This is a genomic window from Algoriphagus jejuensis, from assembly GCF_039523455.1.
GTDB lineage: Bacteria > Bacteroidota > Bacteroidia > Cytophagales > Cyclobacteriaceae > Algoriphagus > Algoriphagus jejuensis.
Genome location: NZ_BAAAFI010000049.1, coordinates 1 through 25746, shown reverse-complemented (window position 1 = coordinate 25746; position 25746 = coordinate 1). Strand labels below are relative to the sequence as shown.

Here is a 25746-nt window from a genome sequence, read left to right as displayed (position 1 = left end):
GATTTATCGTTTGGTGATGACTGCGTCAGAATTGAGGATGGCACTGGCTACGACGGCATTGGCCGCCACCGTTGCCCGGTCCAGGCGGGGATCTATGAGGTACTCTCCGGACTCGAGCCAGCCTTTTGCTTTTTGGGGATTTGACTGGAAAATGGCTTTTTCCTCCCGCTGCAGGCACTGCAGGATCTCCAGCTCCTTAGGCATCGGCATCCTTCCCGTCAATCGGACAAAAGCCTCCGCGATCGCCTGGTCCGGCCCGGCGGATTTGCTCATGTCTTCGCCGAGTTTTCGGCAGGCTTCCACGTAGGTGGGATCGTTGAGCAATACCAGCGCCTGCAGAGGCGTGTTGGTTTTTTGTCTGCGGATGGTGCACTCGTTACGCTCAGGCTGGTCAAAAGTCGCCTGCGTGGGGTTGGGGATGGTTTTTTTCCAAAACGTATACATGCTTCTCCTATAGAGATCTTCCCCGCTATCGGGCACATATTCGGTGGAATTCATGGACCAAAGTCCAGCTGGCTGATAGGGCTTGACACTGGGACCACCGACTTTCCCCACCATCAATCCACTAGCCAGCAGGGCATTGTCCCGTACCATCTCGCTGCTGAGTCGGTTTTTGGGACCTCGGGACAGAAATACATTTTCCGGATCCCGCTCGGTCTTGGCCGGGTCGGCTTGGGAACTTTGTCTATACGCAGCAGACATGACGATCATTTTTTGGATCTTCTTCACATCCCAGCCGCTGTTCATAAACTCAACCGCCAACCAGTCCAGCAATTCGGGATGGCTGGGCAACTCTCCCTGGTTGCCGAAATCCTCGCTGGTCTTCACTATTCCCCGCCCAAAGTAGCTCTGCCAATACCGATTGACCGCCACCCGGGCAGTAAGTGGATGATCCGGATCAAAAAACCAACGGGCCAAGCCAAGCCGGTTTTTTGGGAGGCTCTCATCCATGGCCAGGATTGTCTTGGGAGTATTGGGGAAAACCTCCTCCCCATAGTTGTCATAGAGACCTCGCAGGAGGATAAACGTGGGTCGGGGCGTCTCCATGTCCCTCATGACCATGACCTCTTGCACGGTCTCCATGCTGTCCACATAGGCTGCTCGGGCCGTCGCCAATGCTTGAAGAGCTTGGGTATAGTCTTGATTTTGGCTCAGGAAATAGTCCCTTAACCCTTTCTCCTCCACCTCAGTCAGCTGTTTTCTCGGCTTGGCAGCAAGCCCGGATATCGCTGCAGGATTGTATAAAGCATTTACTTCGAGGCTACTGAGTTCGCGGTCATATACCCGCAATTCGTCGACGCCACCACCTTTGAGACCGAAGCCTCTCCACCTACCTCCGATACTCAGTCCGGGCTCGATGGGCTCTGGATAGATGACATCCTCATAGTCTTTGAAGATGATGTCCTTGTATAGGTTGTCGTTTTTGACTTGCATATCCAGTTCTTTCCCATTGAGGAAAAGCCTGACTCCAGCTGCCTTACTGGAACCATCGTAAGTCATCACCAAGTGATTCCAGGTATCTGTGGACAAAGATTCCACGCTGATCTTTTCTATGGCATTGTCCGGCCAGGTGTGGGCCAGCATGACCTCCAACTTTTTATCCCGGTAATACACATGGTACCCCTTGTAGGCATGCAGCGCGGTTCCCATGTTTTTGTGAAAAACCACCCCCTCCTTCAAGGAGTCAGGCACGTTCAACCATAGCCCGATACTGAAGGGCTCATTTCTCTTGAAGATGCCGACGGGCTTCAGGTCTAGCCAGGAGTCCCCGTCCAGACGAAGCGCTTTGCCCCTTTGGCCAAGCGCAAAGTTCGCCGGGTCAGCCTTGGCATACATCAAATCCATCTTTCCAGACATACCCGAAATCCTGTCTTTCAGGGATCCATCAAAGGAAAAATGTGCTACCAGTCCGCGATCCAAGGACTGGATCTTGAGCGATCGGTAAGACTCCGAGTCGAGCCATTGCTCAGCTTCGACTTCCGCCTTTTTCTCCAAAGCGACCGCCGCTGTCTCCTTTTTCTCCTGTTCCTTTTTCAGGTAATCCAGGATCTTCTGTTGGCGATCATCAGGAAGTAGCAAGGTCGGAACCGGGATATCCATGGGGTCACGGGAAATCTGCCCTGACTCGTTGACTTGGTTGAAAAAGCTGTACATCTCATAAAACTCCCGGTGGGAAATCGGATCGTACTTATGGTCATGACAGCGTGCACAGCCGGTGGTCAGGGCCATGATCCCCTGTCCTACCACCGCCGTGCGGTCTATGACCCCTTCCACCCGATACTCTTCTGCCACTATGCCATCTTCGGAGTTTTGGGAGTTGAGTCTGTTGAAGCCAGTGGCGAGAATTTGGTCTCTGGAGGGATTGGGCATCAAGTCTCCGGCCAGCTGCCAGGTCACAAACTGGTCGTATGGCATATTCTCGTTGTAGGCCCGGATCACCCAGTCCCTCCAGGGACTCATGTCCCGGTAGTCATCAACCTGGTAGCCGTGGGTATCGGCAAATCTGGCCAAATCCATCCATGCCGTGGCCATCTTCTCTCCGTAGTGCGCGGAGGAAAGCAGCTTCTCCACCTGCTTCTCATAGGCTTGAGGAGACTGGTCGCCGAGGAATTCCCGAATCTCGTCCAGCTGGGGTGGAAGGCCCGTCATATCCAAGTAGAGTCGCCGCAGGAGGATCTCCTTCTCCGCTTCGGGAGCAGGGCTGAGTCCTTGCTTTTCCATGGCATTCAAGACGAAAAAGTCAATCTCATTCTTGGGCCAGGAGCTTTCCCTGACCTTGGGAATCGGCGGAGAGACCGGCTTCACAAACGCCCAGTGCGGTTTGTACTCCGCCCCCTCTTCTATCCATCTGATCAAGATGGCCTTTTCCCTGTCGGACAAGGTGAGATTGGACTCTGGCGGGGGCATGACCTCAGACTCGTCCGTGGACATGATCCGATGGAAAAGCTGGGAGCTTTGCAGACTTTTGGGAGTGATGGCGAAGTGACCGGGAAACTCGGGCAGCTCCCGGTAGGCGGCTTCTGCCGTGTGCAACTGCAACCCCGCCTCGATCTTTCCCTCATCAGGGCCGTGGCAGGCAAAACACTTGTCGGAAAGAATTGGCTTCACGTGGATGTTAAAATCCAATTGCTCGGGCAGCTGCTCGTAGGCAAGTTCGATCGGCTCCGGCAAATCGACCTTACAGGAAACCAAGCCAGCAAAGGCGGCGGCTACAAGAATGCTTAAGTGGGTATTTGTTTTCATGGGTTATCTGGGTTGACGATCTTGTCGTCCTTGCTTCCACAATTCTGTCCCAAGATTTAATCCCAGCGCCCCAAAACATAATTTCAGCTATAGACTTGATATAGACTGGAAGAAAAAAGACAGTCTATGCTGCGTTGAAAAATTCAATTAGACAGCGTAAATGGGCATATTTGAAAAAACCCAAGACTACCGTCATGCCGAATTGCTATAGACTGAGCCTGCTTTTTTCCCTGCTATTCCTCCCAAAGGAAAGTCCAGCACAACAGGATCTGCTCAAACTGCACACGATCGATCCGGAGACCAGCTACTTTGAAGATTCGCTCTTGGCAAAGCAGTCAGACGAACAGCTTCAGGCACTCAGGCTGAGCCATCGTCAGAAGTTGGAAAAGGGTGACACCCTCGGTGCCATCCGTGATCTAAATGCCCTTTCCAGCCTTTACACCAATCGGGTGGACTATGCCAAATCTTACGATGGGTACTGGCAGGCGCTCCTCTTGGCGGACAAGATCGGCGACGAAGGGAGCAAAGCTGACAGCTATAAAGGCTTGGCCATACTGTACAGCCTATTTGAAAGACGGGAAGAAGCTCTCAACTACTATCTGCAGTCCCTCTCCGTCAGCAAGGATCTACTCGCAAAGGGCGAGCTCGACAGCCTCGCGCTGAGGGAAAACTACTATCCACTCGCGGTGCATTTTAAGTATCAGGGCGATTTTGATCAGGCCAAGGCCTATTTGGATAGCTGCGAAAGCATCCAAGCCCACAAGACCAATTCTTTGTTTACCCAAGCAGAACGTGCCCATATCTTGGGATTGGAGGGGGATCCCAAGAAGGCCGGGGAAAGGTTGATCCTGATTGAAAGCCCGATAAAGAAATTTCAGCCCGACTATCTGGTCATTTTTTATAACTACCTGGCGGACATCTATTTCATCTCCGAAGACCTGAACAAAAGCGAGGAAACTTACCTACTGGCCGTAAGGGCGGCTTTTCAACATCAAAGCCATCTCAACTTCGTGCCGGACATCTACGAGAAGCTCGCCCTGGTATTGGAGCAAAGCGGGAAGCCTGCCGATGCCAATCATTATCTCAAACTGGCCAACAACATCAACCGCTCGCTCTACAGCAGCCGCAGTCCAAACAACCACTACCTCTTGGAGATCAAGGATGAATTTCGCCAGCAGCAGCAAAAGGCCCAGCAACTCGCCCGCGAGCAAGAACTGACGAACCTGCAGCAACGAAATGAAATCTCCCAACTCCAAAATACGCTCCTGATCATCGGGCTCGGATTCCTGCTTTCGCTGGGTTTCTTTCTTTTCAAATACTGGCGCGCCAAACATCGGGCGGAGCGGATCCAGGCCGAGCAGCAGCGAAGGATGGAACTGGACAAAGCCAAGGAGATCGTGGCTGTCAAGAATCAAGAATTGACTGGAACCACACTCAAGATGGTCGCCAAGGATGAGCTGATAGACCAGATCAAGGGGCAGCTCAAGTCCATGCAGGCGGAGCCTCATGGCAAAGAACTGGGTAAGCTGATCAAAACCATTGACATCAACAAAGACCAAAGCTGGCTGGATTTCGAAAACAGGTTTCTCGCCCTCAATGAGGGTTTCTACGAGCGCATCCAGCAGCTCCACCCCGAGCTGAAAGCCTATGACCTCAAGGTCTGCGCACTGATCAAGCTGGATTTTTCCGGGAAAGAAATGGCCAGGCTACTGGGAATATCTCCCGAGAGTGCCAATACTTCCCGTTATCGGCTTCGCAAAAAACTTGGACTGAAGAAAGAAGACAATCTTGGAGAGTATATAATGAAAATTACCAGCTCTTAGATGCCTTGGCACCGGGATTTCAATCAATCATCCCAGTGCTTTTCGATTATCTTTTGGATTTCAGGGTAGCTTTTATCCGTCTCGTTCAATTCCTCCCTTTGTGCAGCCAATTGCTTTTTCAGCCCAGCGATAATCTCCTGATAGGCAGGATCCTCATATCGATTGTGCAATTCAAACGGATCATTCTTCAAATCATATAGTTCCCAGGCTACCGGAGTATTATATCCCAAACTACGGAGCTGATCGTTCCAGTAGAAATTTTTCCAGTCCGACTCAGGCAGGTAGTGTTTGGCATAGAAAAAAATAAGCTTGTATCGGTCAGTCCGGATGCCAAAGTGAGCTGGCACCCAGTGGTGGATCATATGCATCCAATACCTGTAGTAGGTCGCTTCCCTCCATTCAGATTCAGGTTGGCCTTTTAGGGTATTGGTAAATGATTTGCCTTGCATGTAGGACGGCACCTGACCACCGGCCAGATTGATAAGAGTAGGCGCAAAATCGCTGTTGTTGACCAACAGTTTGCTTTCTGAGTTTGGTTTGATCACCCCCGGATAGTGCATAATAAACGGCATACGCATGGATTCTTCAAACATCCAACGCTTGTCTATTAAGTCGTGCTCACCCAGCATCATTCCTTGATCCCCGGTGTAAACAATCACCGTATTTTCCCATAGTCCCTCGGCTTTCAGAAAATCAAACAAACGGCCGAGGTTATCATCCACACCTTTGACACAGCGCAGGTATCTTTTTAGGTATTCCTGGTAGGCCAGATGCGTTGCCTCATCACCTTGGACACTGTCTTTGATAAAGGTTTCCACATAGTTTCTGGCGATATGCCTACTGGAGACGGAAGTTCCAATCACAGGCTTGAGCTTATCCAGCGTGCCCACCGTCGCCGCCGAACCAAAATAAGGCTGGCTGTATAAACTTGCAGGCTCCGGAATCTCCACGTCTTTCAAATACTCCTCGTATCGGGGCGCATATTCAAACATGTCATGGGGCGCCTTGTAGTGATGCATCAAGAAAAACGGCTTGGACTTGTCCCTCTTCTTCAGGTATTCGATCGTCCTATCAGTAATGACGTCGGAAGAATGACCTGGATAGTTGATCTTGTTGTCAGGCCACTTTCCTGCGGTTTTGGTCTTTAGATCCGGATTGAAATATTCCCCCTGTACGTGCAATACTTCATAGTAATCAAAGGCTGCAGGTTCTTGCTTGAGATGCCATTTCCCAATGATTGCAGTCGTGTAGCCAAGTTTGCTGAGTTCCTGCGGCAAGTATTGTTTTTCGGGAGGCAGCTCCCCATCCAAATCCAGCACGCCGTTGGTCTGCGGGTACTGCCCTGTCATGATAGTCGCCCTACTGGGAGTACAGATAGAATTGGTAGAAAACACCTGATCAAACCGCATCCCCTCCGAAGCGAGATAATCCAGATTGGGGGTGGGATTCAAAGCAGCCAACCGTCCGCCGTATGCACCGACCGCCTGGGTCGTATGATCGTCAGACATAATAAAAATGATATTGGGTTGCTTGGACGTTTGGGCAAAATTGTCAGACCCAACCACAAATAACACGAAGAGCAAACAGGAGGATAGCTTTAACATATTCATTTTAGTTGCTGTTTATTCAAAAGTAAGTTTAAAAGATCGGGTATAATCTCCCTAACAATATGGGGAATTTCACTTCCAAACGCCTCTTATGAGAGGCTCGATGTCGGACACGGATCGTATCCTAGGAGTTCTATTGATTTGATCTTCTCTGTCAATAATCCATGCTTTTCCCCGAGACTATTTACAAGTTGTTAAGATTTTCCAAAAAGCATTCTCATTTTCATCCAAACTGTTTTTAATGTACTGCATAGCCTGACGAGGTCACTTTCTGACCGGCTTGTACACCCTGATCCACTCCACCTTGAAGGTATGATCCTCAGTCTTTGCCAGTTCGCTGTCGGTAGGCGTATAGCGATCGGACTGCTTGCCGGAAGCTGGGCTGGACCTCCAGGTTTGATCCTCCACGTTGATGATGATATCCATCTCCTTGCTGAGGCCGGTTCGGGTATCTTTTGAGGTGTTTCCGGGTTGCTCCGCGTTGGTAAAGAATTTGGGATCGATCATGTCCTTGCCGGTGACGGTGCGGACCAACTTCCCGTCGATGTAGTATTCCAAGTGCCAAGGATCTTTCCAGTACACCCCAAACCGGTGGTACTCCTTATTCCAAATCGTACCATCCCGATACCAAGACCCGGCATCCGTCGGCTGATAGTCCTGAAAGGGGTTGCGGATAAAGACGTGGTGGCTGAGGTGGATCCGCTCGGCATACCAGGTATGACCTTGCTGGGCGCTTTCGGAGTAAGTCGCCCCATAGGCTTCGACGATGTCTATCTCCTGGGTATCATCCGGGCTGAGCAGCCACACATCCGAAGCGAGCGTAGAGTTCATCACTTTGGCCTTGGCCTCGATATAGACGGGATAGATCACACGCTTTTTGGACGTGATGCAGCCGAGATTGATCTTTTCGGAATTTGGCTTGCGCGCAGCTATCAGCTGGAGCTGCCCGTCCTGCACCAGAGAGTGGTCTCTCCTCCACTCCGTAAGCCCCGGGCCTACCCAGGTATTGTGGTAGAAGTCGTCCCATTTCTGACTGAAAGTTTGGCCCTTAGCGTCCGCCGCAGCCTGGTATTCGAAGTCGTCTGAGATGTCCTGAAATTCCCAGATCTTGTTTTCGCCCGGATTTGCAGGGACGGGAATTTCCTTCCAATTCGCCTCCTGGGTACCCGAGGCAGGGGGATCTTGGGGTACTTCCGCCACGTCATCATCGTCGGTATCGATAGTGGGAGTCTCGGTACAAGCTGCCGCCGAGAGCATGACTGCCAAGATGCAAGTCAGATAATTCATCCAGTTGATTTTCATAGGTTTGGTCTAATTGGTCTTGGTTTTTCGGTATTGATCCATACGCTGCATGGCGTCTCCCTCATACTTTCTCAGCAGCTGCCATGAGGGCCGCGACAGGGTCAGTTCCCAGTCGAACAGCTTTTTGTAAAGTGTCTTCACCAGCTCGGGATAGGTGCTGGCCAAATCATTCACCTCGCTGATATCACGGCTCAGGTCGTAGAGCTCGGCAGGCCGATCCGGGAACCGAAGCAGCTTCCAATCCCCCTCCCTGATTGCAGCGCGGTTTTCCTTTTTCCAGTAGAGCAGCTCATGGGCACGTCCCTCCCGCTCTCCCTTCAGGAAGGGCATCAGGTCAATCCCGTCCACCTCTTTTAGCTGCCCAGCCTCTCCTCCAGCTAGGCTATGAAATGTGGGGAGCAAATCCAGCGTACTAGTCGGCTCTTGGTAAATCCCTGGGCTGAGTTGACCCGGCATACTCATGAGAAAGGGAACCCGAATCCCGCCCTCCAGATGGTTGGCCTTGGTGCCGCTGAGGGGTGAATTGTCGGAAAAGTTGGCATCGCTGGGCCCTCCGTTGTCATTGGTAAAGACGATCAGCGTATTTTCCAACAGTCCCTCCTGCTCAAGCTCGTCAAACAAGCGCCCGCAAGCACGATCCATCGCATAGGTCATTGCGGCGAGTTTTTGACGACCTTCCGGGAGCTCGGCAAACAATGCCAAGTCTTCGGGAAGGGCATCCATGGGAGCATGGACAGCATTGAATGACAGGAAAATAAAGAAGGGCTCAGCGCGATGCCGCTCGACAAAATCCACCGCACGCTCTGCCAAGTAGTCCGTGAGGTAGACTGGTGCTTCGCGAAATTTGCCGAAGCCTTCCTCCAATCGGTCTTCAGGCCGGTGATTTGGATTGTTTTCCCCAAAAGGGAAATAGCTCCGCGCCCCACCCCGAAAACCCACAAACTCATCAAATCCCCGACGAAGGGGGTGAAACTCATCCGCATTTCCCTGATGCCATTTGCCAAAAAGGGCCGTCGAGTATCCCAAAGCTTTGAGGTAGTCTGCCATCGTCTTTTGATCCAAAGGCAGGCCCATCTCATCATCGGGCAAGCGAGAAGGCTCCATATAGCCGGGGACATTATTTTCCTCAAAACCAAAACGCTGCTGGTACTTTCCGGTCAAAAGCCCGGCCCGAGACGGCCCACAAACCGCAGCAGACACATAGGCTTGGGTAAACCTCAGCCCACCTTTGGCAAGCTTGTCCAGATTTGGGGTCAAAAACTCCTCGCTCCCCTGAAACCCGAAATCCGCATAGCCTGCATCATCGGCGAGAATCAACACGATGTTGGGTCGCTGCTGCGCAAAGACTACTTGGCAATAGACGAGCAGAGACAAAACCAGAAAGATCAGGAAATGACGCATGGCGGGGTGATATCTTTTCAATTTCCAGCAGCAATGACCAGTATGCCGATGATCATGCAGGCAACTCCCGCATATAGTAGACGCTTAGCTTTGCCCGAAGCGGAGACCCATTCTTTGGTCACGATACCGCTGACGATTGCCGTGACCACGCAGGCAGTGTTGTAGATCGCATAGCCGACCGTGTTGCCGGAGTCACCAAGCTTGAAGGCAGCAAAAGCAAACAGTGCCGATGCGGCATAGTGAAATACCGCCATAAATAAGATCAGCAGGAAATTGCTTGCGAATGCCGGAGTTTTGAACGCTCCCCAAGCTTGCTTTTTCGAAAGGTGGTAGCCGAAATAGGCCGTCATCACGATCCCGCCGCTGATAAAAATCGGAAACATCACCGCCACAGCGGTCACCCAATCCGCATTGCCATGGGCCTGGCTTGCCTCATGCAGGTAGGGTCTGCCGACCGCATTGGCATAGCTGAATCCGGTAGCCAACAGTCCGCCAATGACCGCAATCAGGATTCCGGTCGTCATGTTTCCCCCGGCAGCCTCAGAACCCTTAGGGGCGATGGCCGCTTCGTCTTTTTCCCTAAGCAATCCCGCGCGTCCTTTGAGCACGATGCCGAGCAAGACCACCAGGATGCCGCCCAATATCAGGACAAGTGAGTCCGTGTCGGGCAGTCCATCCACCAAAAAGGGCAGCAGAGAACCGATCAGGATAACCGTCCCGATGAATATCGAAAAACCCAGAGACAGGCCAATGTAATTGATCGCCCGGCTCCACATCATCACGCCAATGCCCCAGAGGAAGCTGGCCAATCCCATCTTGACCCAAAGCTCCGCAGGCATCTCGCCAAAGATCTCCCCAAATCCCTCGATCAGTAGCATGGAGGCGATGATGGGAACCACGAACATGGTCAGGAGAAAGAACAGACTCCAGGTATTTTCATATTGAAAGCCCTTGGTGAATTTTTCGGGAAGCGCGTAGATCCCGAGCATGATGCCGGCAGTGATTGCCAATAGTACTCCTTCGGTCATTTTGGTTGGATTTTGGGGTTTTACAAATGGGTATTTTTACTGCGAAAAGGAAAAGCGCGTGGCGCTGCGGAAGACTTGCCCCGGTTTCAACAGGGTTCCCGGGGAATTGGGAAGGTTGGGTCCGTTGGGGAAGCGATGCGTCTCGCAGCAAAATCCCCGGAATTTCCCGTATTGGAGGCCATCCTCCCGCCGGAGCGAGTCACATGTATATTTGCCGGTATAGAAGAGCATCCCGAGTTCGTCGGTGGCCACCTTCATGGATATCCCGGATTCGACACAGCGAAATTCTGCGACCTCAGCCATCTGGAAAGCCGGCTTGTCAAAGACATAATAATGCTCGAAGCCATCCCCGATCGCCTGCTGGACATCGCCGATTATCTTGGCGTTCCAAAGGTTATCCGGCTGGCTCTCGAGGTCAATCACCGCCCCGGTCACGGCGCCAGTTTTGTCCATCACGAGCCGACGGCTTGCGGCGATCTGGGCACTGTGCCCCAGGATGTTGGCGGCAAATCCCGAAAGATTGAAGTAGGTATGGTTGGTGAGGGCCAAAGGCGTCTCGGCATCAGTCGTCGCTTCATACCGGATCGAGAGCTCGTTGTTTTCACTGAGTGAAAAAACCACCGACACCTCGACATTGCCGGGAAAGCCCTCCTCCATATCCTGACTCAAGAGAGACATGACCACCTCCGCAGCCTCAGGATCGGGAACCTTGGCAGTCCATACCTTCTTGTCAAAGCCCACCGCGCCACCGTGGAGATTGTTGCCTCCCCCGTTTTTTGCAAGGCTATACTCACGCCCCTTGAGCGTGAATCGCCCATCTTTGATATGGGAGCAATAGCGCCCCACCGTGCAGCCAAAGTATGGGGAGTTCGCCTTGTAGTTTTCGGAAAAATAACCCTCCAGGGTATCGAAACCGCAGGCTATCTCCAGGAGATTTCCGCTTCGGTCCGGCACCGTGATGGAAGTGATCGTCGCGCCGTAGTCCATCACCTTCACCCTCATCCCCTTGGAATTGCTCAGCGTGAACAGCCCAATCGATGCATCCCCTACTTTGCCAAAATCAGATCTCGAAGTCTTCATGGCTCAGGATCCGGTTTGAAAGGGTGCCAGCTTCTCCCAGTTGAACTCCACCCCTACACCGGGACTGTCCGGGGCTACGGCGCGGTGGTTTTCGACCACCAAAGGTCTCATCGTGTATTCGTCGATGGGGAAGCTGTGCACTTCCAGCCATCCCGCATTGGGCTGTGCCGACACCAAGCTCACATGAAGCTCCTGCATGCCGTGCGAGCAGGCGGGAATCCCGTGCTTGGCTCCCAAGCGTGCGGCCCGCAACCAACCGGTAACTCCTCCACAGTTGGAAGCATCCGACTGGATGAAGGAAAGCTTGGCCTGCTCCATGGCGTATTCAAACTCGTGGATGGTATGGAGATTTTCGCCCATGGCGAGCGGAAAACCCGTCCTATCCACGATCTCCCCATAGCCTCGATAGTCATCGGGGATGATCGGCTCCTCAAACCAGGTGATGTCATAGTCGCGAAAGCCTTCGATAGCCCGGATCGCCTTTTCCACGCTCATAGAATAGTTGGCATCCACCATGAAGGTCACATCAGGCCCGATGAACTTTCGCACTGCGCAGATTCGATCGAGGTCCTCCTGTAGATTTGGCCGTCCGATCTTGATCTTGACCGCATTGTATCCCCTTGCCAGATAGTTTTCCATGTTGTGCAGCAGCTTTTCCAGGGGAAACTGAAGGTCAATCCCCCCACAGTAGGCCTTGCAGGTCTGATCCGCTCCGCCAGCCATCCGCCACAGGGGCTGCCCGGCTCTTTTGCACTTGATATCCCAAAGAGCAATATCTATCGTGGAGATGGCAAAGGAGGCGATTCCGCCCCTACCGACATAGTGGATATGCCACTCCATAAAATCGTATATCCCGTCGATATCCGTACCCTCTTTTCCCAGCAGTACTCCGGCAAAATCATGCTCCACCATGGCCTTGATGGCAAAGCCACCCTTGCCTCCGGTATAGGTATAGCCGGTGCCCTGCGTCCCGTCCTCCAGCGTGATGGTCGTCGTCACGAGCTCGAAATGGGTATGGTCACCATGCTTGGCGTCATTCAAAACTTCAGGCAAAGGCACCTGAAACAGGCGACACTTTACTTCTTTGATCAATGTGCTCATGCTCCTCTGTATTTAACGTAAAAGGTCTTTTTCTCCAAGTACTGCTCAAATCCGTACTTACCGTCTTCGCCTCCGCTTCCGGAGAGCTTGTAGCCGTTGTGAAAGCCCTGATGCTGCTCCCCATGACCTCGGTTGACGTAGATTTCCCCGTACTCCAACTCCTCGTTGCAGCGCATGATCAGATTCATGTCATTGGTGAAAACCATCGCTGCGAGTCCATAGTCGCAGTCGTTGGCATAGGCGATGACTTCTTCGAAGGTTTTGAACTTCATCACCGGCAGGATGGGGCCAAAAGACTCCTCGTGCATGATGGTCATATCCTGTCTGACGTCGGTCAGGACGGTAGGCTCAAACCAATAGCCTTTCTCAAAGGCCTTTCCGCTGGGACGCTGGCCCCCGCAGGCCAAAGTCGCCCCTTCTTCCAAGCTGATTTGCACCAGTTTTTCCATGTGGGCCAGCTCGGCGTTATTGACTTTGGGCCCCATGTCCGTATCGGCTAGCATGGGATCGCCTACCTTCAAGGCTTGGGTTTTGGAGAGGAATTTTTCCATAAACTCCCCGTATATCTCCTCCTGCACGTACATGCGCTCGTTGCAGGTGCAGACCTGGCCGCAGTTGTCAAATCTGGAATGGAGCGCTGCATCCACTGCCGCGTCGATGTCCGCATCGGCAAAGACGATGAAAGGCGCTTTTCCTCCCAGTTCCAACTGGACGTGGGTGAGGTTTTTGGCGGCATTTCTGGCGATGTCCTGTCCCACCGGCGTGGAGCCGGTCATGGTGACCATCTTGGTGATGGGACTCTCCACGAGTGCGGTACCCATGGCACGTCCCGGTCCGGTGAGTATGTTGATTACGCCCTTGGGTATGCCCACCTTGTTGGCGAGATTTCCCAGTTCCAAAGTAGCCAAAGGCGTCTCTGAGGTAGGCTTGAGCACCAGCGTATTACCGGCGACCAAGGCAGGGCCCAGCTTTCTGCCGGCCAAGGCCAAGGGGAAATTCCATGCGGTGATGGCGACCACCACACCTCGGGGGATCTTCTGAATCCAGATCTGCTCCCCGGGATTGTCGGAGGGGATGATATCACCTTCAATTCGGCGGGCTCCCTCGCAGGCATATTCAATGAACGATGCGGTCACGGCGACCTCCATCTTGGCTACTTTCAGCAACTTGCCCTGCTCCTTCACGAGCAGCTCGGCGAGATAATCCGAATTGGCCTTGATCTCGGCAGCCAACTGGTACAGCAGCTCCGCACGCTTCCTAGGAGGCATCTTGCCCCAGGCTTTCTGAGCCGCCTCGGCCGCCTCCAAAGCTTGGATGGCCTCGGCCACGGTACCGTTTTGCACCTTGGCGACCAGCTCCTCTGTCGCCGGATTGATGATGTCGATGGTCTCCCCTGAGGCTGAGGTAACCCAAGAGCCATCGATGAACAATTGATATTCTTTGAGTTCAGACATGGTTTTGATTTTTTGTGAGAAAAGATTACCGTCCCATCCAGCCTCCATCGACCAGCATGATACTGCCACTCATGTAGGAGGCTGCATCGGAGCAGAGGAAGACGGTAGGCCCTGCAAAGTCCTTGGGCTGTCCCCAGCGACCTGCGGGAATACGCGCCAAGATCGAAGCCGCTCTTGCGGGATCATTTCGCAGCGCTTCGGTATTGTCGGTGTCTATGTAGCCGGGAGCGATGGCGTTGACATTCACGCCTTTGCCAGCCCATTCATTGGCAAAAGCCATGGTCATCTGACCTATCGCACCCTTGGATGCAGCATAGCCCGGCACGGTAATCCCTCCCTGGAAGGTGAGCAGGGAAGCAGTAAAGACGATCTTGCCATATCCGCGACTGACCATCTCTTTGCCGATCTCACGCGTCAGGATAAACTGTGCATTTTGGTTGACCTCGATCACCTTGTCCCACATCTCGTCGGGGTGTTCGGCAGCCGGAGCCCGCAGGATCGTTCCCGCATTGTTTACCAGGATATCGATTTGGGGAAAGTCTGCCTTTACCTGACTGATAAAAGCATAGAGGGCTTTTCGGTCCGCAAAGTCGCAGGCATAGCCCTTAAACTCCCTGCCGAGTGCTTTTACTTCCTTTTCCACCGCGCTACCGGACTCCTCCAAAGTGGCGCTCACGCCGATGATGTCCGCTCCCGCCTCAGCCAAACCGATGGCCATGGCTTTGCCAATTCCCCGCTTGCAGCCTGTGACCAAAGCGACTTTTCCCTTTAAACTGAATGTATCTAGTACTCCCATTTTTCTGATTGGTTAGTGGTTAAAGTTGACAATCCATCAGCACCTTCAGGCCTTCGGGATTTTTGTCTATGGATTCAAATACTTGCTGGATCTTGGACAGAGGCTGGACGTCGGTGATCATCTTTACAAAAGGAAGCTCATTGGCTGTAATCAGCTCGATGGCTTTTTCATAGTCTCCCTTCTCGTACACTCGGGCACCGATCAGCTTCAGTTCTTTCCAGAAAAACTTGAAAAGGTCCACGGGCTTCTTCTGCCCATGAATCGCCACCATCACGATGCGTCCGCGTATGCCTGCGAGTTCGGTCATCACGTCCAGTGCGGGCTGCACCCCGGCGACTTCAAACACCACGTCTGCCAGACGTCCTTCGGTCTGCTCGCGGACATACTGCACTAGATCCAGCTGGGTAGGATTCACTGCGGTAAGCCCAAATTCCCCCGCCATCCGAATGCGGGTCTCATTGACCTCGGAGATGATGACCTTGGCTCCGGCTTCCTTCGCGACCAGGGCCACGAGGAGGCCTATCGGTCCTCCGCCGAGGACGACAGCAGTCTCACCCGGCACAAGACCGGACATCCGGACATCGTGCACCGCCACGGACAAAGGCTCCACGAGTGCAGCCAACTTCAAGTCTGTAGCTGCCGGCAGCTTGTGAAGCACAAAAGCCGGAACATTCCAATACTGCTGCATCGATCCGGGGCTGTCGATCCCGATGAATTTGAGCTTTTCGCAGATGTGGTTGAACCCCTTGTCGGAGGGCTGCACCAGCCGATCGTCAAGTGGGCGGACGACCACTTTGTCCCCGAGGGCAAAGCCGTCTACATCCTCGCCCAGGGCGTCAATGACCCCGGACATCTCGTGCCCGATAGTTTGCGGGATGCTCACCCGCTTGTCCATCATTCCGTGAAAGATGTGCACATCGGTGCCGCAGACGCCAGAATAGGCGACTTTGATGCGGACTTCTCCTGATTTTGGCATGTCGATTTCCTTCTCAATCACAGCGAAGGATTGATTGCCTTGGTAAACTGTTGCTTTCAAAATGTTTGTTGGTTATTGGTTAGCTTATTCTCCCTTGCCTTTGTGGGTGGTGATTCGCTTGGAACTGAAGCGCATGATGCACTGGTAGTCGTAGCTCTTGTAGATATGGGAAAGTCCCCATCGGAGGATTTCGGTAGGTTCCACTTCGTTGTCTGCCGTGCGGTTGAGCCCGATGGCATGGGGCGCTCCCTTGATGGAGGACATGATCTCAAAATTGACTCCGTCCGGCGCCCATTGGATCGTGTTCTTTTCCGGGCCGTCAGTCGTGATCAGCGAGGCTATGCCTCCATTGTATGGCCAAACACAGATCTCATGGCCGCTGTTGCTGATAGGATTGTAGGGCGACTTGACGTAAGGGCCCAGGGGATTGTCGGCGATAGCCACTCCATGTCGAATCTGGCGTCCGCCAAAGGTGATCTCCTCACCCATCTGCTCTCCTTTATAATAGAGGTAGAATTTACCATTGTAGGGGATGATGCAGGGATCGTGCACTTTGTGGCTGTCGAAGTCCCCTTTCTTTTCCACCGCAAAACGGTCTTGCTTCTCCCCTTTCCAAATGCCGTTGTCGGCGGGGCTCAGGACGGGTTCGCTGCTTTTTGTCCAAGGTCCGTCCGGAGAGTCAGCCCAAGCCAATCCGATCTGGTTTTTGACACGCACAGTATAAGGTGACTTGACCGTCTGGTATACCAGGTAGTATTTGCCCTCATGCTTCATGATCTCCGTGGTGAATACCGAGCGGTCGTCGTAGGCTCCCGGCTCGCCGCGTCCCACTGCCATACCCTCTTCCTTCCAAGTCCAACCGTCTTCGGAAGTAGCATACCAGATGTCGCTTCTATCCCAAGGGAAGACCTTGTCTTTTTCCACATCCCCAGCAAAACCGTCGGTTGCACCAAGGCTTTTGCTATACCAGACATAGTACTTGCCGTTTTCGAAGATCATCGCACTCGGATCTCGACGGACCACGCCCTCTTCATAGGCCAAGTCGCCCTTCAGTGGCTGTAGCTCCGAAAACTCGATAAACCATTCGTTGCCGATGTCCGGCCACTTCAGTGCGCGTTTGGATGCGGCACTGATATAATCCGCGTTGGTGATTCCCAACTTGTCCATCTGTGCGGGGGTAACCTGGATGTCGGATTTTTCCGACGTCGATGGATTTGATGAAGGCGATGCGCAGGAAAAGAGTAGCGCCGCGCCCGCCAATAGAGACATTAAAGAGTTGTTGTTCATTTATCCGTTGATTTTGGGTTTCACTTGTTGAAGGCGACCAAAGAGCTTTGTCTTCTTGTAGACAAATGCCCCGGCCAACTCAAACAAATATGGACTTTGGAATGCTGAACGCCCGAAAACCAGACTAGACAAAAACTGAACAAGGGCAAAAAAGAAACTGAATGAAAAAAAATAATCCTAGACAGTGAATAAATTTAACCCAAGTAAAAATTGCCGCAACGAAGCCACAGAAGATTTTGCTTATTGTAGGCACAAAGCCCAAAAACAACCAATTCTAAGACAAATGTCCCTGTTTCCTTTTGATAAACTGAATATCCCCCGCTTCCCGAGCAACGCCTTATTATGTGCTACACTTTTGGGCTTGATTCTACTGATCCAAGGAACGGTCTCGACAGCCCAAACCACAGCCCAACCGGACAACTATACAAACCCAGTTCTCAACCTTCAAAAAAACGAAGCGAAATACAGTAACCCGGATAGCTCGATCCTTCATCTGAAAACTACGATCGAGCAGTTGCGTGAGCAGAAGGACACGGTCAATCTTATCAAAACGCTCAATGAACTTTCGAGTCTTTACGCCCATCTGCTGGATTACGGAAACTCGTACGACGGCTACTGGGAAGCGCTCATCCTGGCGGATGAGATCGACCACGATTCTCTAAAAGCAAAGATCTATCAAGAATTGGGGTGGCTCTACAGCTTCTATCACCGGGACGAGGAAGCCTTGAAGTATTTCAACCTGGCACTCTCCATCAATAAAGAACTCTACGAACGAAACAGCATCAACGCGCCCTATGTGATGAGCGACTTTTTTGCACTCATCAACTTCTACCGAGTCAACGGGGACTATGCCAAGGCCGCCATCTATCTCGATAGCTGCTATCAACTGAAGGACGAGTTGGGCACCAATCCGATGAGCTATGTCCTAGCCGAGGATGGCTACTTGGATGGCATGAACGGAGATTACTCGAGTGCCTTGGCCAAGCTGTCGCGATCCATGGACTTTTTCGAAAAAAATGACCGCTCCTACTTGATCGTAATCCATACCCTGATCGGAGACATCTATCGGAAAAAGGGGGATCTCGCCAAGAGTGCTGAGCATTACAACCAGTCGCTCCGGTACTCGGAGGCGTTTCGGAGCCATTCCAACCACAAGCTGATGGCCCACGAGGCTCTGGCCTCTGTCTATTCCCTGACCAGTCAGTTTGAGAATGCCTTCCTTCACTCACGGGAGGTCAACCGCATCAATTCAGAAATCTTTGGCCCCAACAGCAAAAACAACAAGCACCTTTTCCAAATCAATGACCAGTATCGCCTCCAGAAAGAAAAGGAGAAAGAACTGATCAAAGAGCAGCACATCGCCAATCTGGAACATGAAGAGCGGATGAATACCATGAAGCTTTGGCTGCTGGCCGTCGTGCTCCTCTCACTGGTGATCTATGGGCTGCTACTGGTGAAAAATATCCGGAGAAAGCACAAGCTGGAGAAAAAAGCCCTTGCGGATAAACGGGCAATGGAGCTCCAAAAAACCAACGAAATCCTGGAGCTGAAAAACAAAGAACTGACGACCACGGCACTGCAGATCATCGAAAAGGACGAGTTTATCGAAAAACTCAAGGTCAACCTCTCCGACGACAAGGGCTTGGTGGACGTCAATAGTCTGAAAAAAATGATCAAGTCGGTGCAAAGTACCCCCGGCAGCAACTGGAAAGAGTTTGAGGCAAGATTTACGGCCATCAACCAGAGTTTTTATGAAAACCTGCAGAAGGGATTTCCGGAACTCACCCAAGCAGACTTGAAGATCTGCGCATTGGTCAAGCTGAATTTTAGCAGCAAAGAGATGGCTTCCCTACTGGGCATTTCTATCGAGAGTGTCCATACTTCCCGCTATAGACTGCGAAAGAAATTCGACATAGACAGAAATGAAAATTTAGTCGAGTTCATCGCAGGATATTCTTAAAACTTCCAAACTAGTCCCTTTTTAGGCTCGACAAAAAGCATCGTTCATTCCTACAAAAAACCGCCAAATTTCAAGACATCCACCCGCTATCACGGTGGATGTTTTTTTATGCCCCTATTGAGTTGCTTTTCGAGACGTCTATCAGACAAAAAAAGGTGCCATCGAGTTATGTACAGCGAAAAATAGGCTCGCAATCGATTTTTTCGCGCTTTTGTCCAGTTTTAATCGAGTTGTAAAAATGCAATGTATGATTTCGGAATTCTACCTTGACCGAGGTTTTTGTGATCAAAGTGCTTGCTGACATCAGCTAAAAAGCTTTTGATCTCCGACTCCACAGCAATTAACCTAAACTCAAAATACCGTATGAAACAACAACTCTACCAATGGAGGAAAACCCTCCCGTTGACTCTCATCTGGCTGTGCCTATGGATACCGCTGGTATCGGCCCAGCAGCAAATTAGGGGTAAGATCACCGATGACCTCGGCGACCCTCTTCCCGGTGCATCGATCATCATCAAAGGTACCACCCAGGGTACCATCTCCGACATCGACGGAGCCTTTGTATTGAGTGCCAAAGAAGGCGACGTGCTGGTGTTTACGTTCATCGGCTTCAACTCCGAAGAAAGGACAGTTGGCGCTGCCAATGAAATCAACGTCCAGATGACTGCCGATACCAAAAATCTCGACGAAGTCGTGGTCGTAGGCTACGGTACCCAAACCAAAAAGGAAATCACCGGTGCGGTAGCACAGGTCAAAGCCGAAACAATCAGTAAAGCTCCCGTATCGGATGTGGGTGAAGCTATCCAAGGACAAGTGGCCGGCGTGGATGTCCAGGCTGCCAGCGGAAGACCGGGACAGCCAGCCAATATCCAAATCCGGGGCGTAGGCTCGCTGATGGGTGCATTGGAACCGCTCTATGTCGTGGACGGCGTGCCCTATCAGAGCAATCCCAACATCTCTCCCGACCAGATTGAGTCACTGGATATCCTCAAAGACGGTGCTGCCGCCTCAGTTTATGGTACGCGGGCATCTAACGGGGTCATCCTCATCACAACCAAGCGGGGCAAAAAAGGAAACATTGTCGTGGATCTCAATGCTTACGCGGGTGTTCAAAACATCACTTCCGGCACGCCGCTCATGAATTCGCAGCAGCAGATGTATGCGGAAGAGGTCAAGCTACAGGCTTTGGGCCGGGATCCGCTGATCTTTTTCTTCAATCCCGATGCGCTGGACTATGATTCGGATTTTGTGGGAGACGTGCAAAACAACAATGCGCTGATCCAAAACTATGGGCTGGGAGTCTCAGGAGGTTCTGAAAACCTGCTGGTCAACTTCAACACTAACTACTTCAACCAAGACGGTGTGTTGATCAATTCAGGCTTTGACCGACTGAGCAACCGACTCACTGCCCAGTTTAACCGAGGTAAGTTCAAAGCTTTCGCCAGCCTAGGATATACAGAAGAAAAAAGAACCCAGGAGCCTTGGTCTCTTTACGAATACGCGATTGCGCAGCGCCCATGGCTCACTCCCCTAAATTCCATCCAGTCTGTGGGAGAAAATAACGTACAAATCCCCGTGGACAACGCTATCCTCTACAGCTACCTCTCCCGCGAGCTGGAGAATGTGGACGAGCGCAAAACCAACACCAGCAACATTGCCATGAATCTCGAATACGAGATCGTCAAAGGCTTGAGCTACAAAATCAACCTGGGAAGCAACTCCTGGAACTATCGAAGAAATTTCTTCCGACCTCAATACCTGGTTACCAACCGGGATGGCTCCTACAACCCTACGGCTTCCCGCGAGGATGCCCTACTCAACGAAGACTACACCTTTACCCAGCGGAACACCATCGAAAACATCCTGGCTTACAACAAGGAGATCGGGAAGCATAAATTCAATGTCACCGGAGTTGCTTCCTGGGAAAAATTCACTTCCAAGCAAATCGGCACAGGCATCATCGGTCTGCTCAGCAATAATACCCCAGTCCTCGGCGCAGGCCAGCAGGCTACCAAGCCTACCAGTTTTGACTTTGTCAACACACTGAGCGGCCTGATGGCCCGAGTGCAATACAACTATGACGAGCGCTACCTGATCTCGGGAAGCTACAGAAGAGACGGCTCCTCCAACTTTGGCCAAAGCAACGTTTATGGTGACTTCTTCGGCGTATCGGCCGGCTGGAATATCTCCGAGGAGGAATTTTTCAGAAATGGAAATATAGAATTCATCGACAACCTCAAGCTCCGGGGAAGCTATGCCCAGGTCGGCAACCAAAGCATCCCGCCCTATACCTATGCCAGCCAGATCGAAAGCGGCGTGAACTACATCTTTGGGACGGAAGAAGACCTATACAATGGTGCGATCCAAAGACGGTATTCTAACCCGAATGTCAAGTGGGAATCCAGCATCTCCTCCAACATCGGCTTGGACTTGGCCATGTTTTCCAATCGCCTGAACTTCACCATGGATCTGTACAACAACGAAAAGCATGACATGCTCCTGCCTCGTGCCACTCCCCCCTCCGGCGGCGCTTACCATCCCGGTGCTGTGGGAACTTACAGCCCCATCATCGTCAATGCCGGCAACATGACCAACCGCGGGATCGAACTTTCCCTCTCCTACCGCACTGAATATGCCTCTGGCTTCAAGTGGAATCTCGCTTCTACTTTCACCAAAAACCAAAATGAAATCACGGATCTCGAGGGCATAGAGCGGGGATATGGCAATGGCCAGCCTTCTTCTTCCTTGGGACCAAATGTGGACTATACCACCTTCTTTGCCGTCGGCTATGAGGCGGGAGCATTTTTCTTGGTACAACATCAAGGCATTGTCAAAACCCAGGAGCAACTCGCGGAATACAAAAAGACCGACCCAAGTGCCCAGATCGGTGATATGATGTATAAGGATCAACTCACCGAAGACACCGATGGCGACGGTATCCCCGATGCCGGAAACGGAAGAATCGACGAAAATGATCGAGTCTATTCTGGTTCTGGCCAGGCTAAGTTCAACATCGGTCTGAGTGGGAATTTTGAGTACAAAGGCTTTGACCTGTATGTCCAAAACTACTTTTCCTACGGTGCCAAACTGTACAATGGCTCACGCTACTATACTTATACCCAAGGTCGCCATATGGATCAGTACTACATGTGGACTCCGCAAAATTCCAACTCTGACATCCCTACAGACCGAGGTGATGGCTACCACAACAACGTCCGCGCAAGATCAGACTTCTTCCTGGAAGACGGATCCTACTTCAGGATCAGAAATATCACCCTGGGATACACCCTTCCCGTCGCCACCACCAATAAGATCGGCGTAAACAAGGCGAGGATCTATGGTACGGCGATGAACCCTTTCACCTTCACGCAATACACGGGATATGATCCTGAGGTAGGTGGCAACGGCATCAGCACCAGAGGTGTCGACCAAGGAAACTACCCGGTCACGCGCAGATTCATCTTCGGCGTCCAGATCCAATTCTAACCCAAAACAGCTCTTACAATGAAACTCAAAACATACAAACGATCTGCGGTCTGCATGGCTTTGTGCACGACCCTGCTTGCTGGATGCGGCCAGGATTTCCTGTACGAAACCAATCCAAACGCAATCACCACGGATACCTTTTGGGAAAATGCTTCCCAGTTCCAGAGTGGCCTGGCCACCGTCTATGGTGCCCTTCAGTTCCAGTCCGTCAGCGGTGAGGGATTGATAAATGAGATGATCTTGGGAGATATCGGAGGAACCGAATCCTGGTACCGTCCCACAGCCTACCGCAACCTCACCTACAACGACGCCAGCGACCAGGTGACCAACAAGTGGAACGAGCTTTATATCGGCATATTCCGAGCCAACCAGGTCATCAACCAGATCGCTGCCGCCGACGAAGACTTGTTTAGAATCAATGAAAAAGAAAGCATCGAGGCGCAGGCAAGATTTCTGAGAGCATTCTTCTATTTCCAACTGGCCACCACCTACGGACAGGCGGTGATCCGTACGGAAGTGCCCGTGACGGATGAGGATTTCAACAAAGCTGCCAGCAGCCAAGAAGAGATCTTCAACACCGTGGTGCTTCCTGATCTGGAATTTGCCAAAACCCACCTGCCAAAAACCTGGGACTCCAACAACCTGGGAAGGGCGACTTGGGGAGCGGCGAGCTCACTCTATGGCAAGACCCTGCTCTTCCAGGAAAAGTGGACGGAAGCTGCCAATGCCTTCAAGAGCGTCATCGACTCCGATGTCTATGCCCTGACCCCAAAGATCAGAGACAACTTTTCGGAGGAAAACGAATTCAACGAGGAGTCCATCTTTGAAGTCGCCTACAACTCCGAGATCAACCCAGGCGCCCATGGATCTGTGGTGGATGACGATCCAGGCCGCACCGGCGCTGAGGCTACCAATATTGCCACGGCTTTGGGACAGCTGAACTTTGGAGCCTACAACACGCTCCTGCCAAGCTACTACCTCCACGAACTCTATGTAAATGACGAGGTCGATCCCAAAAACTCCATCAACAAGGGAAACACACAGTCTGTGCGGATGACCGCATCGGTCGTTCCAAAGAACGGGGAAGGACTTTATTACCTCCTCCCTATCGGCACCCGGGCGGGATGGGCCTTTGGTCAAAGTGCCTACATCAAGAAATTCACCAACTGGTACCATCTGCCCAACGAAGACGGAAACTCCCGCTCAGGGATCAACTTCCGCCACATCCGACTCGCTGACGTGTACCTAATGTATGCCGAGGCCTTGCTCAACGCGGGCGGCTCGGTAGATGAGGCCATCGAATACATCGACAAAGTCCGCGCGCGGGCAGGCGTCGTCACACTCAGACAATACTTGAATGCCAACAGCAACACCTTTCCCCAGCTGCACATCAGCAAGCAAGTGCACGGCGTGCAACCCATGGTCGCTCCCACTGCGGAAAATGTCATGACGCACATCCGCCGGGTAGAACGTCCTGTGGAGCTAGCTTTCGAAGGCCACCGCTGGAAAGATCTCGTTCGCTGGGGACTGGTACAGACCGTCTTTGCGGAGCTCCGACAGGATGAAATCTGGAGAGAAGCCCACAAAACCGAAATCTTCGACAAGGCCCCTCTCTACATCGTGGAGCGAATCAGACCCGACTTTCTCCTCTCCTCGGCCAACTACAATCCTGCCGCCCACAATTACTTTCCGATTCCGGCGCAGGAGCTTCAGACAAATAATACGATTGGCAAATAATCCCGAAATGAAAAAATATATCAATAACCTACTGATGATGGCTGCGGTAGTCCTTTCGCAGTCCTGTGAAGATCCCTACGAAGGGATCAACCTAAACGAAGCCAGCCACCAGGTGATCGTCACCTCTGAGATGGACTTTGACAATACGGTTCAAGTGGATGGCACCCTTTCCTTTGGGGACGTGTCCGCTGGCGTAGTGTCCCGAGTCTGGACTTTCCCGGAGGGAGTCGTGGATATCGAAGGCTCCGACAATGACCTCACCTCTACCGAAGCCAATGTGAAGACGGTATTCAAGGTCGTCGGCACTCACGAAGTCAAACTGCACCAGGTGTTTAAGGATAATGCCTTTGTGGGATTGGAGCAGCGAGGCAAGGAGCTGGACACCACGATCGTGGTAAAGGTGCTGGGCGAAATCAAACTGGCGGTCTCGGCCAATCTGCTCAACGCAGACGGCAGCCTGGGCAAGGTGCTGACGATACAGGACGGCGCGCTCAACGAGGTAATGGCAGGAAGCTGGGTACGATACACCGTGCAGGCTGAAGGCGAGCCCTCTGTCTACCACTGGAATCTCGAAGGAGGCGACCCGGCCTTCTCCTCCGAACTGGTCGAAACCCTCGACGTCCGCTACAAGAAGGTGGGGGAATTTGACTTCGGGCTGATCGCATCTCGACCTAGACCGCAGGGAGAGTTTGTCATGGGGACCATCGACTTCCTGAAAATCATCCCTTCTACCGAGCCAGTGACGCTGGACGGCGCGCAAGAAAGAAACGGAGGTATCGCACTGAACTTCAGCCGCGAGATGAATGAGGCGACCCTCAATCCTGCCGATTTCACAGTGACCATCACCAACAAGGACAATCCCATTCCGGCAACGGTGGCGACGGCGGCTCTGGATCCCAACGAAGGGAATCTCGTCATCCTCACCTTGGATAATCAGACAATCTTCAACGATGACAAGGTCACCGTGTCCTATACCGCGGGAGAATTGGCTACCGCAGATGGCGTTCTCGCGTCAAGCTTCGCCGACGTACCAGTGGTCTTTGAGGGAGAAAACATCCTGAAGACAACAGCCTTTGACTACAGCTTTGAGACCTCAACCAATACCGACTGGCCATATCAATGGTGGGGAGCACCTTGGGACAAATACAAGTTCAACATCAGCAACGCCCAGTCCAAGGATGGCAAGCGAAGTGGCTATGTGGTCATGGAGCCAGCTGGGGGCATGATCATCGGTCACACCGACAACTCGAATAAGGCGATCACATTCCCTGCCGAAAAAGGCAAAACCTACGAAATAGGCGTTTGGGTGTATATGGAAGATCTCGGCAACAATGACCCGGCAGCCAACCCTCCGGACTTGAGATTCTATTGGGCTCCCAATACCAACTACTCTTATGGTTTAAGCAAGGGGATGGATATAATTTTTCTCATATTCTCGACCTTGATTGATGATTGCGAAAATTCG

16 protein-coding genes are annotated in these 25746 nt (G+C 52.1%); 5 read left to right on the top strand and 11 right to left on the bottom strand.

All coding sequences use genetic code 11. The features are described 5' to 3' along the window. Nucleotides 1-3: 3 nt before the first annotated feature. Nucleotides 4-3243 carry a DUF1553 domain-containing protein gene (locus tag ABD031_RS21175; protein ID WP_343854917.1) on the bottom strand — a complete coding sequence of 1080 codons (3240 nt, stop codon included), beginning with the start codon at nt 3241-3243 and terminating at the stop codon, nt 4-6. Between the two features lie 194 nt (nt 3244-3437). Between ABD031_RS21175 and ABD031_RS21170 the strand changes: the two genes are divergently transcribed. Beyond that, complete coding sequence (locus ABD031_RS21170; protein ID WP_343854916.1) at nt 3438-5066, top strand: hypothetical protein; 1629 nt, start codon at nt 3438-3440, stop codon at nt 5064-5066. A 23-nt stretch (nt 5067-5089) separates the two neighbouring features. Here ABD031_RS21170 and ABD031_RS21165 read toward each other — a convergent pair whose 3' ends face one another. The 10 genes from ABD031_RS21165 to ABD031_RS21120 form a co-directional block, all read right to left on the bottom strand. Further along, nucleotides 5090-6670 (bottom strand): sulfatase family protein, encoded by a 1581-nt coding sequence (locus tag ABD031_RS21165; protein WP_343854914.1) that lies wholly within the window; start codon nt 6668-6670, stop codon nt 5090-5092. A gap of 267 nt (nt 6671-6937) precedes the next feature. Next, on the bottom strand, nt 6938-7975 hold the full coding sequence (locus tag ABD031_RS21160) for a family 16 glycosylhydrolase (RefSeq protein ID WP_343854912.1): 1038 nt from the start codon (nt 7973-7975) through the stop codon (nt 6938-6940). Nucleotides 7976-7984: 9 nt separating this feature from the next. Then, nucleotides 7985-9376, bottom strand: coding sequence for a sulfatase (locus tag ABD031_RS21155; protein WP_343854911.1), 1392 nt, complete (start codon nt 9374-9376; stop codon nt 7985-7987). 17 nt (nt 9377-9393) lie between these two features. Next, nucleotides 9394-10404, bottom strand: a complete 1011-nt coding sequence (locus ABD031_RS21150) for an L-rhamnose/proton symporter RhaT (RefSeq protein ID WP_343854909.1) — start codon at nt 10402-10404, stop codon at nt 9394-9396. A gap of 36 nt (nt 10405-10440) precedes the next feature. Beyond that, entirely contained in the window at nt 10441-11484 is a 1044-nt protein-coding gene (locus ABD031_RS21145; RefSeq protein WP_343854908.1) for an aldose epimerase family protein, read from the bottom strand. 3 nt (nt 11485-11487) lie between these two features. Next, nucleotides 11488-12585 (bottom strand): mandelate racemase/muconate lactonizing enzyme family protein, encoded by a 1098-nt coding sequence (locus tag ABD031_RS21140; RefSeq protein ID WP_343854905.1) that lies wholly within the window; start codon nt 12583-12585, stop codon nt 11488-11490. Beyond that, nucleotides 12582-14039: an aldehyde dehydrogenase gene (gene aldA, locus ABD031_RS21135; protein ID WP_343854904.1), complete on the bottom strand. Its 1458-nt coding sequence runs from the start codon at nt 14037-14039 to the stop codon at nt 12582-12584. The genes ABD031_RS21140 and aldA overlap by 4 nt, the downstream gene beginning before the upstream one ends. 25 nt (nt 14040-14064) lie before the next feature. Continuing rightward, complete coding sequence (locus ABD031_RS21130; protein WP_343854902.1) at nt 14065-14835, bottom strand: SDR family NAD(P)-dependent oxidoreductase; 771 nt, start codon at nt 14833-14835, stop codon at nt 14065-14067. 19 nt (nt 14836-14854) lie between these two features. After that, nucleotides 14855-15871 (bottom strand): zinc-dependent alcohol dehydrogenase, encoded by a 1017-nt coding sequence (locus tag ABD031_RS21125; RefSeq protein ID WP_343854900.1) that lies wholly within the window; start codon nt 15869-15871, stop codon nt 14855-14857. Nucleotides 15872-15895: 24 nt separating this feature from the next. Beyond that, nucleotides 15896-17098: a glycoside hydrolase family 117 protein gene (locus ABD031_RS21120; protein ID WP_343854898.1), complete on the bottom strand. Its 1203-nt coding sequence runs from the start codon at nt 17096-17098 to the stop codon at nt 15896-15898. Between the two features lie 283 nt (nt 17099-17381). Between ABD031_RS21120 and ABD031_RS21115 the strand changes: the two genes are divergently transcribed. The 4 genes from ABD031_RS21115 to ABD031_RS21100 form a co-directional block, all read left to right on the top strand. Then, nucleotides 17382-19058 (top strand): tetratricopeptide repeat protein, encoded by a 1677-nt coding sequence (locus ABD031_RS21115; RefSeq protein ID WP_343854897.1) that lies wholly within the window; start codon nt 17382-17384, stop codon nt 19056-19058. A 363-nt stretch (nt 19059-19421) separates the two neighbouring features. Then, the gene (locus tag ABD031_RS21110) at nt 19422-22544 is read left to right on the top strand and encodes a SusC/RagA family TonB-linked outer membrane protein (protein WP_343854895.1); all 3123 of its coding nucleotides are present in this window, start codon (nt 19422-19424) and stop codon (nt 22542-22544) included. An 18-nt stretch (nt 22545-22562) separates the two neighbouring features. After that, complete coding sequence (locus ABD031_RS21105; protein WP_343854893.1) at nt 22563-24281, top strand: RagB/SusD family nutrient uptake outer membrane protein; 1719 nt, start codon at nt 22563-22565, stop codon at nt 24279-24281. Nucleotides 24282-24288: 7 nt separating this feature from the next. Next, nucleotides 24289-25746: hypothetical protein (locus ABD031_RS21100; RefSeq protein ID WP_343854891.1), on the top strand; the 1458-nt coding region annotated here is incomplete at its 3' end.

Bases quoted from the DNA above. Each gene is read 5' to 3' on its own strand.
- ABD031_RS21175 (WP_343854917.1), bottom strand. From the start codon at position 3,243: ATGAAAACAAATACCCACTTAAGCATTCTTGTAGCCGCCGCCTTTGCT.
- ABD031_RS21170 (WP_343854916.1), top strand. From the start codon at position 3,438: ATGCCGAATTGCTATAGACTGAGCCTGCTTTTTTCCCTGCTATTCCTC.
- ABD031_RS21105 (WP_343854893.1), top strand. From the start codon at position 22,563: ATGAAACTCAAAACATACAAACGATCTGCGGTCTGCATGGCTTTGTGC.
- ABD031_RS21110 (WP_343854895.1), top strand. From the start codon at position 19,422: ATGAAACAACAACTCTACCAATGGAGGAAAACCCTCCCGTTGACTCTC.
- ABD031_RS21115 (WP_343854897.1), top strand. From the start codon at position 17,382: ATGTCCCTGTTTCCTTTTGATAAACTGAATATCCCCCGCTTCCCGAGC.
- aldA (WP_343854904.1), bottom strand. From the start codon at position 14,039: ATGTCTGAACTCAAAGAATATCAATTGTTCATCGATGGCTCTTGGGTT.
- ABD031_RS21140 (WP_343854905.1), bottom strand. From the start codon at position 12,585: ATGAGCACATTGATCAAAGAAGTAAAGTGTCGCCTGTTTCAGGTGCCT.
- ABD031_RS21160 (WP_343854912.1), bottom strand. From the start codon at position 7,975: ATGAAAATCAACTGGATGAATTATCTGACTTGCATCTTGGCAGTCATG.
- ABD031_RS21165 (WP_343854914.1), bottom strand. From the start codon at position 6,670: ATGTTAAAGCTATCCTCCTGTTTGCTCTTCGTGTTATTTGTGGTTGGG.
- ABD031_RS21150 (WP_343854909.1), bottom strand. From the start codon at position 10,404: ATGACCGAAGGAGTACTATTGGCAATCACTGCCGGCATCATGCTCGGG.
- ABD031_RS21145 (WP_343854908.1), bottom strand. From the start codon at position 11,484: ATGAAGACTTCGAGATCTGATTTTGGCAAAGTAGGGGATGCATCGATT.
- ABD031_RS21155 (WP_343854911.1), bottom strand. From the start codon at position 9,376: ATGCGTCATTTCCTGATCTTTCTGGTTTTGTCTCTGCTCGTCTATTGC.
- ABD031_RS21130 (WP_343854902.1), bottom strand. From the start codon at position 14,835: ATGGGAGTACTAGATACATTCAGTTTAAAGGGAAAAGTCGCTTTGGTC.
- ABD031_RS21120 (WP_343854898.1), bottom strand. From the start codon at position 17,098: ATGAACAACAACTCTTTAATGTCTCTATTGGCGGGCGCGGCGCTACTC.